The organism is Limnohabitans sp. MORI2, from assembly GCF_027925025.1.
Classification (GTDB): domain Bacteria; phylum Pseudomonadota; class Gammaproteobacteria; order Burkholderiales; family Burkholderiaceae_C; genus Limnohabitans.
Window position 1 is genome coordinate 40,973 of record NZ_AP027058.1, and the last position, 13,259, is coordinate 54,231.

The 13,259-nt window shown below is 56.9% G+C and carries 11 protein-coding genes and 1 riboswitch; of the genes, 7 read left to right on the plus strand and 4 right to left on the minus strand.

All coding sequences use genetic code 11. The features are described 5' to 3' along the window. Positions 1–15: 15 nt before the first annotated feature. From QMG27_RS00160 to QMG27_RS00170, 3 genes are all read left to right on the plus strand, one after another. The gene (locus QMG27_RS00160; protein WP_281811945.1) at positions 16–1,533 is read left to right on the plus strand and encodes an ATP-binding protein; all 1,518 of its coding nucleotides are present in this window, start codon (positions 16–18) and stop codon (positions 1,531–1,533) included. Continuing rightward, the gene (locus QMG27_RS00165; protein WP_281811948.1) at positions 1,530–2,219 is read left to right on the plus strand and encodes a response regulator; all 690 of its coding nucleotides are present in this window, start codon (positions 1,530–1,532) and stop codon (positions 2,217–2,219) included. Before QMG27_RS00160 ends, QMG27_RS00165 begins: the two co-directional genes overlap by 4 nt. Positions 2,220–2,298: 79 nt before the next feature. After that, positions 2,299–3,132 (plus strand): ion transporter, encoded by an 834-nt coding sequence (locus QMG27_RS00170; protein WP_281811952.1) that lies wholly within the window; start codon positions 2,299–2,301, stop codon positions 3,130–3,132. Positions 3,133–3,233: 101 nt separating this feature from the next. Here the strand turns inward: QMG27_RS00170 and QMG27_RS00175 are convergent, their stop codons facing one another. Both QMG27_RS00175 and recQ read right to left on the minus strand, forming a co-directional pair. Further along, entirely contained in the window at positions 3,234–5,081 is a 1,848-nt protein-coding gene (locus QMG27_RS00175; RefSeq protein ID WP_281811953.1) for a phosphoenolpyruvate carboxykinase (GTP), read from the minus strand. A 210-nt stretch (positions 5,082–5,291) separates the two neighbouring features. Continuing rightward, entirely contained in the window at positions 5,292–7,181 is a 1,890-nt protein-coding gene (gene recQ / locus QMG27_RS00180; RefSeq protein ID WP_281811955.1) for a DNA helicase RecQ, read from the minus strand. A gap of 74 nt (positions 7,182–7,255) precedes the next feature. Between recQ and QMG27_RS00185 the strand changes: the two genes are divergently transcribed. From QMG27_RS00185 to metH, 3 genes are all read left to right on the plus strand, one after another. Beyond that, positions 7,256–8,299, plus strand: a complete 1,044-nt coding sequence (locus QMG27_RS00185) for a homocysteine S-methyltransferase family protein (RefSeq protein ID WP_281811957.1) — start codon at positions 7,256–7,258, stop codon at positions 8,297–8,299. Positions 8,300–8,416: 117 nt separating this feature from the next. Beyond that, a complete protein-coding gene (locus QMG27_RS00190; RefSeq protein WP_281811959.1) occupies positions 8,417–8,659 on the plus strand; it encodes a hypothetical protein in 243 nt (80 codons plus the stop codon). An 86-nt stretch (positions 8,660–8,745) separates the two neighbouring features. Beyond that, positions 8,746–8,827: riboswitch (S-adenosyl-L-homocysteine riboswitch) on the plus strand. 50 nt (positions 8,828–8,877) lie between these two features. Then, positions 8,878–11,613: a methionine synthase gene (gene metH, locus QMG27_RS00195; protein ID WP_281814678.1), complete on the plus strand. Its 2,736-nt coding sequence runs from the start codon at positions 8,878–8,880 to the stop codon at positions 11,611–11,613. 55 nt (positions 11,614–11,668) lie between these two features. Here metH and QMG27_RS00200 read toward each other — a convergent pair whose 3' ends face one another. Together QMG27_RS00200 and QMG27_RS00205 are read right to left on the minus strand one after the other, a co-directional pair. Then, positions 11,669–12,310: a DUF1109 domain-containing protein gene (locus tag QMG27_RS00200; RefSeq protein WP_281811961.1), complete on the minus strand. Its 642-nt coding sequence runs from the start codon at positions 12,308–12,310 to the stop codon at positions 11,669–11,671. After that, complete coding sequence (locus tag QMG27_RS00205; protein WP_281814680.1) at positions 12,307–12,855, minus strand: sigma-70 family RNA polymerase sigma factor; 549 nt, start codon at positions 12,853–12,855, stop codon at positions 12,307–12,309. Before QMG27_RS00205 ends, QMG27_RS00200 begins: the two co-directional genes overlap by 4 nt. Positions 12,856–13,001: 146 nt before the next feature. Here QMG27_RS00205 and QMG27_RS00210 point away from each other — a divergent pair, with 146 nt between their 5' ends. Next, on the plus strand, positions 13,002–13,247 hold the full coding sequence (locus QMG27_RS00210; protein WP_281811963.1) for a hypothetical protein: 246 nt from the start codon (positions 13,002–13,004) through the stop codon (positions 13,245–13,247). Positions 13,248–13,259 lie beyond the last annotated feature (12 nt).

Consider the following 13,259-nt stretch of genomic DNA (forward strand, 5'->3'; position numbering starts at 1 on the left):
CCAGGGAGTACAACCATGAGCCAACATACATCCAAACACCTCAGTGCTTGGCACAAGTCAGTGCTGACGGTGTTGCTCACCTCGCTGCTGGCGTTTTTGTTGATGCCCTTGGCAGAGCGCTGGGAGCTGGCCAACATCGTCATGTTGTTTTTGCTGTTTGTCTTGATGGTGGCCATTCAACTTGGGCAAACCAGCGGTGTGGTGGCGGCTGTCTACAGCGTGTTTTTGTTTGATGTCTTGTTTGTGCCACCTCGCTTTTCGTTGGAGGTGGCCAACCCTGAGCATTTGGTGACGTTTGCGGTGATGCTCATCACTGCCATCGTGTCAGCCCAAATGGCGGCGCGTTTGAAAAAGAGTGCTGAGGATGCGCAGCTGAGAGAGGCACGTACAAACTCGCTGTACCAAGTGGCGAGGGCTTTGGCTGGTACTCAATCGGTGAGTGATGCGGCGAATATCAGTGAAACATTCTTGCTTGCCCAAGTGGGATTGAAAGCCTATGTCATCGTGACCGATGAACAGGTGGTGCAAAACCAAATGGTGGGGGCTGCGCAGTTTCATGTGGAGACACATTTGGCCTCCTTGGCGTTGACGAGCAAAAAAACGGTCAGCAGCAGCGCTCTCAACACCACGGGTTGGGGCTGTGTGTACATCCCGCTGCTTTCGGCGGAGCATGGCCATGGCATTTTGGTGTTGGCCGCGCACGAAGACACCTCGGAAGTCACACCTGAAAAAGTGGCGTTTTGTGAAGCCTATGCCTCGTTGTTGGCGATCACCTTAGAGCGTTTGCATTTTGTGGAAGTGGCGTATGCGCACGAGCTCAGTGTCACCTCGGAACGTTTGCGCTCGTCCATCTTGTCTGCGCTCTCGCACGATTTGCGAACTCCGTTGACCGTGTTGGTGGGCTTGGCCGATTCATTGGCAACACACGAGCCTGCTTTGCCTGCTGACGCTGTGGCAACCGCGGGCACCATTCAAGACCAAGCACGGCGCTTGTCGAGCTTGGTGTCTAACTTGTTAGAGATGGCGCGTTTGAATGCAGGCAATGTGCAGCTGCGCTTGGATTGGCATGACATCACCGATGTGGTGAGCGCCAGCATAGAGCACTTGGGGGATGCGCTGAAGGCGCACCCTGTGTCTGTGCACATTCCTTCCAATGTGTCGTTGGTGCAAATTGATGCCACGCTCATGGAGCGCGTGGTGACGAATTTGTTGGAGAACGCGACCAAGTACTCACCCAAGGGTTCGTCTATTGCGCTGCAAGTGTCGGAAACGTCAGAGGAGTTGCTGTTGGTGGTACGCGATGAAGGACAAGGCATTGATCCACAAAAGCTTGACACCATGTTTGACATGTTTGAGCGCGGCACCAAAGAGTCGAGCATCCAAGGGTTTGGCTTGGGCTTGTCGATTTGCAAGGTGATTGTGCAAGCGCACGGTGGCCGTATCACTGCCAGCAATCGCGATTCAGGTGGTGCAGAGTTGTGTGTGTGCCTACCCAAGGGTGTGCCCCCAAGCGTGCCAGAGGAAATCGTATGAGTGCCAAGCCCCGTGTGTTGTTGGTCGAAGATGAGCCTGAGATTCGGCGCTTTGTGAAAAGCGCCTTGGAGGCCATGAGTTGCGTGGTGACTGAGGCCGACAGCGTCATGTCTGCCATGCATGTCTTGTCTGTCAATCCCGCTGATTTGTTGGTGGTGGATTTGGGGTTGCCCGATGTCGATGGTCAAACGCTGATTGAGCGCGTGCGCAGTTGGTCTGACATGCCTGTGCTGGTGCTCTCGGCCAGAGCGATGGAGCAAGACAAGGTGGATGCGCTGAATTTGGGCGCGGATGATTACCTCACCAAACCATTTGGCATTGCCGAGTTCAAGGCGCGCGTGCAAGCACTGCTAAGACGCCATCAGCGACAAGACGATTTGCCCACTTCGGTGCTGAGCTTTGGTTCGGTGCGCATTGATTTCACCAAGCGTGAAATTTTCAAAAACGATGTGCCTGTGCATTTGACCGTGACCGAGTTCAAACTGCTGGCGGCTTTGGTGAGGTCGTCTGGCAAGGTGATGACGCAAAAAGCGTTGTTGCAAGATGTGTGGGGCCCCGCCTTTAAGGACAGCAGCCACTATTTGCGTATTTACATCAGCCATCTGCGCCAAAAGTTGGAAGACGACCCTTCGCGCCCAAAGCACTTTGTGACGGAAATAGGCGTGGGCTACCGTTTCAAGCAATAAAGTCGAATTTGTAACTTTTTATAAGATTTTTACACCCCGCCTTTTAGGATTTTCAGCGTTCTAACAAGAAGGGGAACCGATGTTCAAATCTGTCTTTACACAACCGACCAGTTCAGGCTTTAAAGCCTGGAACAACGTGGTGGCGTTGTTTATTTTTATCTCATGCATCACCTTGGCTTTGGACACGGTGCCTGATCTTTCAGAAAGCTATCACAGCCTGTTCAACACCATTGAGTGGGTGGCCGTGGTTATTTTCACGCTCGATTACTTGGGTAATTTGGTTTTCTCAGAAAAAGGTTGGCGCTATGCCTTCACAGTGTGGGGCGTGATTGATTTGGTATCCATCTTGCCCAGCTACTTGATGTTGTTTAACTTCACGGCTTTGCAAGGCAGTAAGGTTCTGCGTTTGCTGCGCGTGGCGCGGGTGTTGCGAGTGCTCAAGCTGGCACGTCAGGCCATGCAGGTGAGCCAGTCCTCCAACCCGTTGGTGGCCAACCTGAAGATTTACTTCATCATCTTTTTCTCGGTAATGATGATCTCTAGTACGGCCATGTACTTTGTCGAGGGCAGCTTGTACGCGCCTGATGCCATGGAGGCTGGTCAAGCCCTGATTGACCAAGCCACACCCCAAGGTCAAGAGCCAGAGAAATTCGTTCCTGTCGATCCAATTTCAGGGAACTTGATTCCTGAAGACAAGCGTTTCTTCACGTCAATTCCTACCGCCATGTGGTGGTGCATCGTGACCTTGACCAGTACCGGTTACGGCGACATGTTCCCAGTCACGGTGGGTGGGCGCATCATTGGTGGCCTGACCATGTTCTTGGGCTTGGTGTTGTTTGGTATTTTGTTGAACGTGGTTGGCAAGACCATGATGGTGGTGCTGTTCGGCGAAAAACTCAAAAACGAAGACTAAGACCAGCTCAATAACCTAAATAAAACCCCGCAAAGCTTTTGGCCTTGCGGGGTTTTTTGTGCCTGGGTCACGCGCCGTTGGGCGCGTGAGGCAAAGCGGGATTAAGCCGTTTCCAAACGTGCTTCCAAAGCTTTGAGCGTGTCGCTCATGGCCTTGGGCAGGTTGTGGGCCAGCTTGCTGAAGTGTTCTTCATGTAGCTTGAACTCTTCGGCCCAAGCGGCTTTGTCGATGCTGGTGACTTTGGCGAAGTCGTCGGCGCTGAACTCGATGCCAGTCCAGTTGATTTCGCTGTAGTTGGGGGCCACACCAAACATGGTGTCGTGGCCTTGGGCTTTGCCTTCCAAGCGGTCGATGATCCACTTCAACACGCGCATGTTGTCGCCATAGCCAGGCCACACGAATGAGCCAGACTCGTCTTTGCGGAACCAGTTGACGCAATACAGCGCGGGCAGCTTGTAGCCAGCGGCCTCTTGCTTGGCGCCCATGTCCAACCAGTGTTGGAAGTAGTCGCTCATGTTGTAGCCGCAGAAGGGCAACATGGCGAAGGGGTCGCGGCGCACCACGCCTTGTGCGCCAAAGGCGGCAGCGGTGGTTTCAGAGCCCATGGTGGCAGCCATGTACACGCCTTCGGTCCAGTTGCGTGCTTCGGTGACGAGTGGCACGGTGGTGGAGCGACGGCCGCCGAACAACATGGCGTCGATAGCCACGCCATTGGCGTCGTCCCATTGGGGGTCCAAAGCGGGGTTGTTGGTCGCGGCCACGGTGAAGCGGGCGTTGGGGTGAGCGGCCTTAGCGCCAGTCTCTTTGGCGATGGCGGGGGTCCAGTCTTTGCCTTGCCAGTCGATCAGGTGATCGGGCAATTTGCCAGTGTCTTTTTCCATGCCTTCCCACCACACGTCGCCGTCGTCGGTCAAAGCCACGTTCGTGAAGATCACGTCCTTGTGCAGGCTCAACATGCAGTTGGGGTTGGTTTTCATGTTGGTGCCGGGAGCGACGCCAAAGTAGCCAGCTTCGGGGTTGATGGCGTACATCTTGCCGTCGGCGTGGGGCTTGATCCAAGCAATGTCGTCACCGATGGTGGTGACTTTCCAGCCGTTGAAGGCTGCGGGAGGTACCAACATGGAGAAGTTGGTTTTGCCGCAAGCGCTAGGGAACGCAGCTGCCACGTGGTACTTTTTGCCCTCGGGGCTGGTCACACCCAAGATGAGCATGTGCTCGGCCAACCAACCCTGGTCGCGGCCCATGTTGGAGGCAATGCGCAAGGCAAAGCACTTCTTGCCCAACAAGGCGTTGCCGCCGTAGCCCGAGCCGTAAGACCAGATTTCGCGGGTCTCTGGGTAGTGCACGATGTACTTGGTGTTGGGGTTGCAAGGCCAAGTGGTGGTGTCTTTTTCGCCAGCAGCCAAAGGTGCGCCCACGGTGTGCACGCAAGGCACGAAGGGGCCGTCGGTACCGATCACGTCGTACACGGCTTTGCCCATGCGGGTCATGAGTTTTTGGTTCACCACCACGTAGGCGCTGTCGGAGAGCTCAATGCCGACGTGGGCAATGTGCGAACCCAGAGGGCCCATGCTGAACGGGATGACGTACATGGTGCGGCCCTTCATGCAGCCGTCGAACAAGGGGTTCAACGTGGCGCGCATCTCGGCGGGTTCCATCCAGTTGTTGGTGGGGCCGGCGTCTTCTTTATTTTCAGAACAGATGTAGGTGCGGTCTTCCACGCGGGCCACGTCTGAAGGGTCAGAGCAAGCCAAGAATGAATTGGCGCGCTTGGCAGGGTTGAGCTTTTTGAAGGTGCCAGCGTCCACGAGCTGTTGGCACAGGCGGTCGTATTCTTCTTGGCTGCCGTCGCACCAGTAGACGGTGTCGGGCTTGCAGAGTGCGGCCATCTCGGCCACCCAAGCTACCAGCTTGGGGTTCTTCACATACGCGGGTGCGTTGATGTTCATAAAAAGCTCCTAAGTCAAAAAATTGAGGTCAGAGCCCAGCGAGTTGCTGCGAGGCTCTGACCTCAATTCATTGCCGCCGGTTTACATCAGCGGGGTGGCTATTTTATGAAACTCACCCCTTCCCGAACCTTGCAAAAACCCTATGAGTTACATGAAAACCCCGAAAAGTATTACTTTTAAGGCGGTTTTATGTAATTTCTAGGGAAGGCCCTAGGCAGAAGTTACCACCCGCAAGACCTCGTCGCCATAGGCCTCGAGCTTTTTGGCGCCGATGCCCGCGATGCCCTGCAAGGCATCGCGGTCTTGCGGTTCGGCTTGCGCTATGGCGGCCAAAGTGGCGTCGTGAAAGATGACGTACGCGGGCAGGTTGTGCGACTTGGCCACTTCTGAGCGCCAGGCCTTGAGCGCGTCGTAACGTTTTTGGCCCGCATCGTCCAAGGCGATGGGCGCGGGTTTGGAGGCGCCGCTGGCCGTGCGTTTGCCTTTGCGGTCGGCAGGGGTGGACACCGAGGCGCGCAAACGCACGGTGACCTCGCCCTTGAGCACGGCCCGTGAGGCCTCAGTTAAATACAAGGTGTTGAAAGCTTGCGCATCCACACCCAAAGCGCCGAGCGCGATGAGCTGGCGCAACACGCCGCGTAGCTGCACCTCGCTGAAGTGCGCGCCAATGCCAAAGGTGCTGAGGGTGTCGTGGCCGTACTGCTTGACCTTCTCGGTATCTTTGCCGCGCAAGATGTCCATCATGTGGCCTGCACCAAACGACATGCCGCTTTGCTGCTTCACACGGTAAATGGTGGATAGCAACATGCGGGCAGCCTCGGTGCCGTCCCAAATGTCGGGCGGGTTGAGGCAGTTGTCGCAACTCGCACAGGTGTATTTAGGTGCCCCATCGGGGGCGTAGGTCTCGCCGAAATAACCGAGCAGTCGCACCCGCCGGCAATCGGTCGCTTCGGCCAAGGCCAAGAGGGCGTCGAGTTTGCCGCGCATGACTTGTTTGAAGTCTTCGCCCGCCGGGCTTTCGTCAATCATGCGGCGTTGGTTCACCACGTCGTTCAGGCCGTAGGCCATCCATGCGTGGGCTTCTTGGCCGTCGCGGCCGCCGCGGCCGGTTTCTTGGTAGTAGCCCTCGATGTTTTTGGGCATGTCCAAGTGCGCCACAAAGCGCACATCGGGCTTGTCGATGCCCATGCCAAACGCAATCGTGGCCACCATCACCAGGCCTTCTTCGCGCAAAAAGCGGTTTTGGTTTTTTTGGCGAACGGCGCTGTCGAGCCCCGCGTGATAAGGCAGAGCGTTGATACCGGCATCGCACAAATTCTTGGCCACTTCTTCCACGCGCTTGCGCGATTGGCAATACACGATGCCGCTGTCTTGCCAGTCAGGCCCGACGTGCTCGCGCTGGATGAAACGCAGCAGTTGCAGCGAGGCGTCTTTTTTCTCGACGATGGTGTAACGAATGTTTGGGCGGTCAAAGCTGCTGACAAATTGCTGCGCGTCTTCGAGCTGCAAACGTTCCACAATGTCGGCCCGTGTGAGTGCGTCAGCCGTGGCAGTGAGCGCGATGCGTGGCACGCCTGCGTAGCGCTCGTGCAGCACCGTGAGGCTACGGTATTCGGGGCGGAAGTCGTGGCCCCATTGGCTCACACAATGGGCTTCGTCAATGGCAAACAGGCTCAGGCGGCCTTGCTCGTGCAGCATGTCGAGCTGGGCCAAAAAGCGCGGCGTGGTCACACGCTCGGGCGCGGCGTACAGCAGCGTGATGTCGCCACGGCGCAGGCGTTGCTCTACTGCATTGGCTTCTTCGCCACTCAAACTGGAATTTAAAAAGGCAGCTTCTACACCCGCCTCATGCAGCGCACCCACTTGGTCGTGCATGAGGGCGATGAGCGGCGACACCACGATGGTGATGCCGTACCCCGCGCGTTGACGGGCAATGGCTGGTATTTGGTAACAGAGTGATTTGCCACCGCCCGTGGGCATGAGCACCAGCGCATCGCCACCGCCACACGCGTGGTTGACGATGGCTTCTTGGGGGCCGCGAAACGCGTTGTAGCCAAACACTTCGCGCAAGATGTCTTGCGGATTCACAGACGTGGGCACGGCGACTTTCGGGGGGAGGTGGGCGTTGGCAGAGGCATGAAGGCGCTATTGTCCCTGCTTCTTACAATGGCGGGATGACTCAAGCCTACACACGCGCAAAAGAATTACCCGCCATCTTGGCCAAACGCATCGCCATCCTTGACGGCGCGATGGGCACCATGATTCAACGCTTCAAGTTAGACGAAGCGCAGTATCGTGGCGAGCGCTTCAAAGACTTTCACAAAGACGTGAAGGGCAACAACGAGTTGCTCAGCCTCACCCGCCCCGATGTGATTCGCGACATCCACGAGCGTTACCTCGCCGCCGGTGCTGACCTGATTGAAACCAACACCTTTGGCGCCACCACGGTTGCGCAAGAAGATTACGACATGGCCGACTTGGCCTACGAGATGAACGTGGCCTCGGCCCGCATTGCCCGCGAAGCTTGCGACAAATACAGCACGCCCGACAAACCCCGCTTTGTGGCGGGCGCCGTGGGCCCCACGCCTAAAACTGCCAGCATCAGCCCCGATGTGAACGACCCCGGCGCACGCAATGTGAGCTTTGAAGAGTTGCGCGCGGCCTACTACGAGCAAGTCAAAGGTTTGGTCGAGGGCGGCTCCGATGTGCTGTTGGTTGAAACCATTTTTGACACCCTCAATGCCAAAGCTGCGTTGTTTGCGATTGAAGAGTTTTTTGAAGCCAGCGGCGAGCGCTTGCCCCTCATCATCAGCGGCACCGTGACCGACGCCTCGGGTCGCATCTTGAGCGGCCAAACCGTGACCGCGTTTTGGCACAGCGTGCGCCACGCGCAGCCCTTGGCCATTGGCTTGAACTGCGCTTTGGGCGCCACGCTCATGCGTCCCTACATCCAAGAACTCAACCGCGTGGCCGAAGATACCTTCATCAGCTGCTACCCCAATGCTGGCTTGCCCAACCCCATGAGCGATACCGGCTTTGATGAAACGCCGGACGTCACCAGCCGCTTGGTGCACGAGTTTGCGGCCGAAGGCTTGGTCAACATCGTGGGCGGTTGCTGCGGCACCACGCCTGACCACATTGGTGCGATTGCCCAAGCCGTGGCCAATGACAAAGCGCGTGCGCTGAGTGCAGGGCCGTTTTACAGAGAAGCCGCATAATTAATCGCAACTTACAAAAAACGTAAGTTGCATGTGCCTAAATACGCCATTTGGCGGATTTACACGGGGATTGAATATTCACAAAATTGACATATTAGAAGTTTTGTCAGTTTTGTGATGCCTCAAAAATTCATCGATACCCCAGCTGGTCGCCATCTCAGAAGTCGTGTGGAGGCCGTCATGGCCATTTACAAAGAGCACGGCCACGTCAACCGTAGTTTGATCTCTGAAAAGTTGGAGCTGACCAAGTTGCAGTCCAGCCAATTGCTGCGCGAATTTCTCAGCGCCCATGCGCCAGTTCTGGAATGGGACACCATGCACAACAGCTACCGAGCACACAGCAAATTCAAGGTTCATTGAGCTAGCCATGCGATGCTTACCAAGCCCGCTTTCATGCGGGCTTTTTGCTTTTTAGCGCGGCATTACGGTGCAGCTAAAATACACAATCCCCCGAGGAGCGTTGCAGCTTCACCAACTCGCGTGAAGTCAGGCTTGGGGCCGAATCTTTTGCAACGACGCTCACCTGATTTGCGAGTTCCCAGGTGAGTACCCCCATGATTTCAAAAGCCGTTCCCCCCATGAAGCTGTCTGGCCTTGAGCCTGTCTCCATCGGCGAGGGCTCCTTGTTTGTCAACGTGGGCGAGCGCACCAACGTGACGGGCTCCAAAGCGTTTGCCCGCATGATTTTGAACGGCCAATACGAAGAGGCTTTGGCCGTGGCGCGTCAGCAGGTCGAAAACGGCGCACAGGTGATTGACGTCAACATGGACGAAGCCATGCTCGACAGCCAAGCTGCCATGGTGCGCTTTTTGAACCTCATGGCGGGCGAGCCCGACATTGCGCGTGTGCCTGTGATGGTGGACTCCAGCAAGTGGGACGTGATTGAAGCGGGCCTGCGTTGCATCCAAGGCAAGGGCATCGTCAACTCGATCAGCATGAAAGAGGGCGTGGACGAGTTCAAGCGTCAAGCCAAGCTGGTCAAGCGCTACGGTGCAGCGGCCGTGGTGATGGCGTTTGACGAAAAAGGCCAAGCCGACACCTACGCCCGCAAGATTGAAATTTGCGAACGCGCCTACCGCGTGTTGGTGGATGAAGTGGGCTTCCCACCCGAAGACATCATCTTCGACCCCAACATCTTCGCTATTGCCACCGGCATTGAAGAGCATGACAACTACGCTGTGGACTTCATCGAAGCCACGCGTTGGATCAAGCAAAACCTGCCCGGCGCGAAGGTGAGCGGCGGTGTGTCCAACGTGTCGTTCAGCTTCCGCGGCAACGACCCTGTGCGCGAAGCCATTCACACCGTGTTCCTGTACCACGCCATCCAAGCGGGCATGGACATGGGCATCGTGAACGCGGGCATGGTGGGCGTGTATGACGATCTCGAGCCCACGCTGCGCGAGCGTGTGGAAGACGTGGTGCTGAACCGCATGCCGAAATACAAAGAGGGTGAGGCCCACCTCACGGCAGGCGAACGCCTGATCGAAGTGGCCGAAACCGCCAAAGGCGCGGCCAAAGACGACAGCCAAAAACTCGCGTGGCGCGGCACGCCCGAGCAACCCGTGGCGGTGGCCGAGCGCCTCTCGCACGCACTGGTGCACGGCATCACTGAGTTCATCAACGAAGACACCGAAGAGGCGTATCGCGAGATCTTGGCCAAGGGCGGCCGCCCGCTGCACGTGATTGAAGGCCCCTTGATGGACGGCATGAACGTGGTCGGTGATTTGTTTGGCCAAGGCAAGATGTTCTTGCCGCAAGTGGTCAAGTCAGCCCGCGTGATGAAGCAAGCGGTGGCGCACCTTGTGCCCTACATCGAAGAAGAAAAACGCCAGCAAGCCGCAGCGGGCCAAGACGTGAAAGCCAAGGGCAAGATCGTCATGGCCACCGTCAAAGGCGACGTGCACGACATTGGCAAAAACATCGTCACCGTGGTCTTGCAGTGCAACAACTACGAAGTGGTGAACATGGGCGTGATGGTGCCTTGCCACGAAATTTTGGCCAAGGCCAAAGAAGAGGGCGCGGACATCATTGGCCTGTCTGGCCTCATCACACCGAGCTTGGAAGAAATGCAATACGTCGCCGGCGAGATGCAAAAAGACGACTACTTCCGCAGCCGCCTCATGCCCCTGATGATTGGCGGCGCGACCACCAGCCGCGTGCACACCGCCGTGAAGATTGCGCCGCATTACGACGGCCCCGTGGTGTACGTGCCCGATGCCTCGCGCAGCGTGAGCGTGGCGCAAGGTTTGTTGTCAGACCAAGCGGCCAAGTACATTGCCGAGTTGAATGCTGACTACGCCAAAGTGCGCGAGCAACACGCCAACAAAAAGCACACGCCTTTGGTGACCTTGGCCGAAGCCCGCACCAACGCCGCGCATGTGAGCTTTGACCACTACACACCCGCCAAGCCAAAGTTCATTGGCCGTCGCGTGTTCAAAAACTTCGACCTCGCCGAGTTGGAGAAATACATTGACTGGGCCCCGTTCTTCCAGACCTGGGATTTGGCAGGGCCTTTCCCCGCCATCCTCGACGACGCGGTCGTGGGCGCGGAAGCCAAGAAGGTCTATGCCGACGGCCAAGCGATGCTGAAAAAAATCATCGCCAACCGCTGGCTCACCGCCAACGCGGTGGTGGGCTTGTACCCCGCGCAACGCGTGGGAGACGACATCGTGCTTTATGCCGACGAAACCCGCCAACAGCAAGTGATGACGTGGCATGGCTTGCGCCAGCAAACCGTCAAGCCCGAGCGCGATGGTGTGCAAAACCCCAACCGCTGCTTGTCTGATTTCGTGGCCGACCAAACTCAAGCGGCAGACTATGTGGGCCTGTTTGCCGTGACAGCAGGTCTCGGTGCAGAGAAGCAAGAAAAGCGCTTCATCGACGCGCACGACGACTACTCAGCCATCCTCTTCAAAGCCTTGGCCGACCGTTTGGCCGAAGCCTTTGCCGAGTGCATGCACCAGCGCGTGCGCACCGATTTGTGGGGCTACGCCGCAGATGAGGCGCTGAGCAACGAAGACCTCATCAAAGAAAAATACCAAGGCATTCGCCCCGCGCCTGGCTACCCTGCCTGCCCCGACCACAGTGCAAAGCAGGACATGTTTGCCGTGTTGCAGTGCGACGAAATCGACATGGGCCTGACCAGCAGCTTGGCCATGACGCCCGCAGCCAGCGTGAGCGGCTTTTACTTGGCGCACCCCGAGGCCACCTACTTCAACGTGGGTCGCATCGGCGAAGACCAAGTGCAAGACTTGGCGCAACGCCAAGGGGTGGCGGTGAAAGATTTAGAGCGATTGCTGGCGCCTAATTTGTAAAAGCAAAAAGGCTCCGTGTGAACGGAGCCTTTTTTGTTTGTGCGTGGTTCGCGGTTTACCAACGCAACAAGCGTGAGCCTAGCAACGCGCCAACACCAGTCATCACGGCGATGCCCGCCACATACCAAACTGCCACAAATGCATAGGCGGTTTCGGTGCAGTGCAGTGAATAGACCAAGCTCGCCATAGCGCCCGCCATCAAGCCAGCACTTGCGCCCGCGAATGCTGGGCGCGTAGGGGCCATGCCGCGCAGCATCCAGAGCAATGTAGCGAGCAGGGGCACAGACAGCGCCGCAATGCTGGCGCTGCACTCTTGCCACGAACGGCCAAGCATCAGCTGCATGCCCGTGTCCGCATCCACAGTGGCCACTTGCATCAACGCCAGCAGGGCTATGCCCGCAAGCGCTGCGACGATGCCCCACATGCCTTTGCCAGCAGCAACGCCGGGGCGCGCCAAGTGCATCACCACTGGTGCTGCAAATACACACATGAGGGCCAACCACACCACCTTCACCCAAAACGCTGGGGTGTGAGCGAGGGTATTCAGCTCGGGGTTCAAGCCCCACAGCGTGAGCACCAGTGCCAAGCTGAGGGCAATGCCGGCAGCGGTGGCTTGTGCGCAGCGGCGCAAGGGCGAGGCAGTGGGAGTGGCGCTGGCTTCAGCAGCCAGCATGGCAATGAGATGGTTGGTTTTCATGGGGTGACTCCAAATTTTTGAGCCAAGGCTTTGAGCCCGCGATGGATATTGACTTTGACAGCGGCTTCGGTTTGCCCTGTGAGTTGCGCGGATTCAGCAATCGACAGGCCATGCAGCTTGGTGTGTTCAATCGGCACACGTTGCTTGTCGGGCAGTTCAGACAACAGCTGGTGCACATCGCGCGAGGCATCGCTGGCTTGTGCGTCCTCGCTTGTCCACAGCTGCTCTGCCCAATCGTCGATGTCGTCGTGCTTGCTTTCGCGGCGCGAATGGGCACGCAAGTGGTCAATCAACTTGTAGCGCGCAATCGCATACACCCAAGCCGTCAGCGGTTGGTCGCTTTGGTAGGTGTGTCGCTTTTGATGAATGGCCAACAAGGTTTCTTGCACGAGGTCCTCGACGTCTTGGGGCCGTGAATACAAACGACGCTTCAAAAACGCACGCAAATGCCCACTGATGGCAGACAGCGCTTTTTCGTAGCTGGGCGCATGGCCTGCTAACGCTTGCATCCATGTGGCGTGCAATGAGGTTTCTAAGGTTTGTATATCCACGGTGACATCAGTTCGTCAGAGGACGATGAAAAGTTACAGAAAAAATTAAATAAATATCTGTAACCAATTTGTTTGCGGCGGCGAATTACCCAAAGACCGCTGGTCATGATTATCAACTCACCTTTCAAAGGACTCTCATCATGAAAAAACAACAATTCCTCTCATTGGCTTTGGGCTCTGCCTTTGCTGTGGCCGCCATCAGCCCCGCTATCGCAGCCAACCCATTTGAGGCTAGCAAGCTCGACAGCGGCTACCAATTGGCCCAAGCCGACATGAAGCAAAAAGACGGCAAATGCGGCGAAGCCAAGTGCGGTGCTGACAAGAAAAAAGAAGCCTCATGTGGCGCAGACAAAAAGAAAGATGCTTCTTGCGGCGGTAAGAAGTAATTCAAGCAACTC

What these genes read in the sequence shown, in the direction of transcription:
- QMG27_RS00160 (WP_281811945.1), top strand. Translation starts at nt 16, where the DNA reads ATGAGCCAACATACATCCAAACACCTCAGTGCTTGGCACAAGTCAGTG.
- QMG27_RS00165 (WP_281811948.1), top strand. Translation starts at nt 1,530, where the DNA reads ATGAGTGCCAAGCCCCGTGTGTTGTTGGTCGAAGATGAGCCTGAGATT.
- QMG27_RS00170 (WP_281811952.1), top strand. Translation starts at nt 2,299, where the DNA reads ATGTTCAAATCTGTCTTTACACAACCGACCAGTTCAGGCTTTAAAGCC.
- QMG27_RS00175 (WP_281811953.1), bottom strand. Translation starts at nt 5,081, where the DNA reads ATGAACATCAACGCACCCGCGTATGTGAAGAACCCCAAGCTGGTAGCT.
- QMG27_RS00185 (WP_281811957.1), top strand. Translation starts at nt 7,256, where the DNA reads ATGACTCAAGCCTACACACGCGCAAAAGAATTACCCGCCATCTTGGCC.
- QMG27_RS00190 (WP_281811959.1), top strand. Translation starts at nt 8,417, where the DNA reads ATGCCTCAAAAATTCATCGATACCCCAGCTGGTCGCCATCTCAGAAGT.
- metH (WP_281814678.1), top strand. Translation starts at nt 8,878, where the DNA reads ATGAAGCTGTCTGGCCTTGAGCCTGTCTCCATCGGCGAGGGCTCCTTG.
- QMG27_RS00200 (WP_281811961.1), bottom strand. Translation starts at nt 12,310, where the DNA reads ATGAAAACCAACCATCTCATTGCCATGCTGGCTGCTGAAGCCAGCGCC.
- QMG27_RS00210 (WP_281811963.1), top strand. Translation starts at nt 13,002, where the DNA reads ATGAAAAAACAACAATTCCTCTCATTGGCTTTGGGCTCTGCCTTTGCT.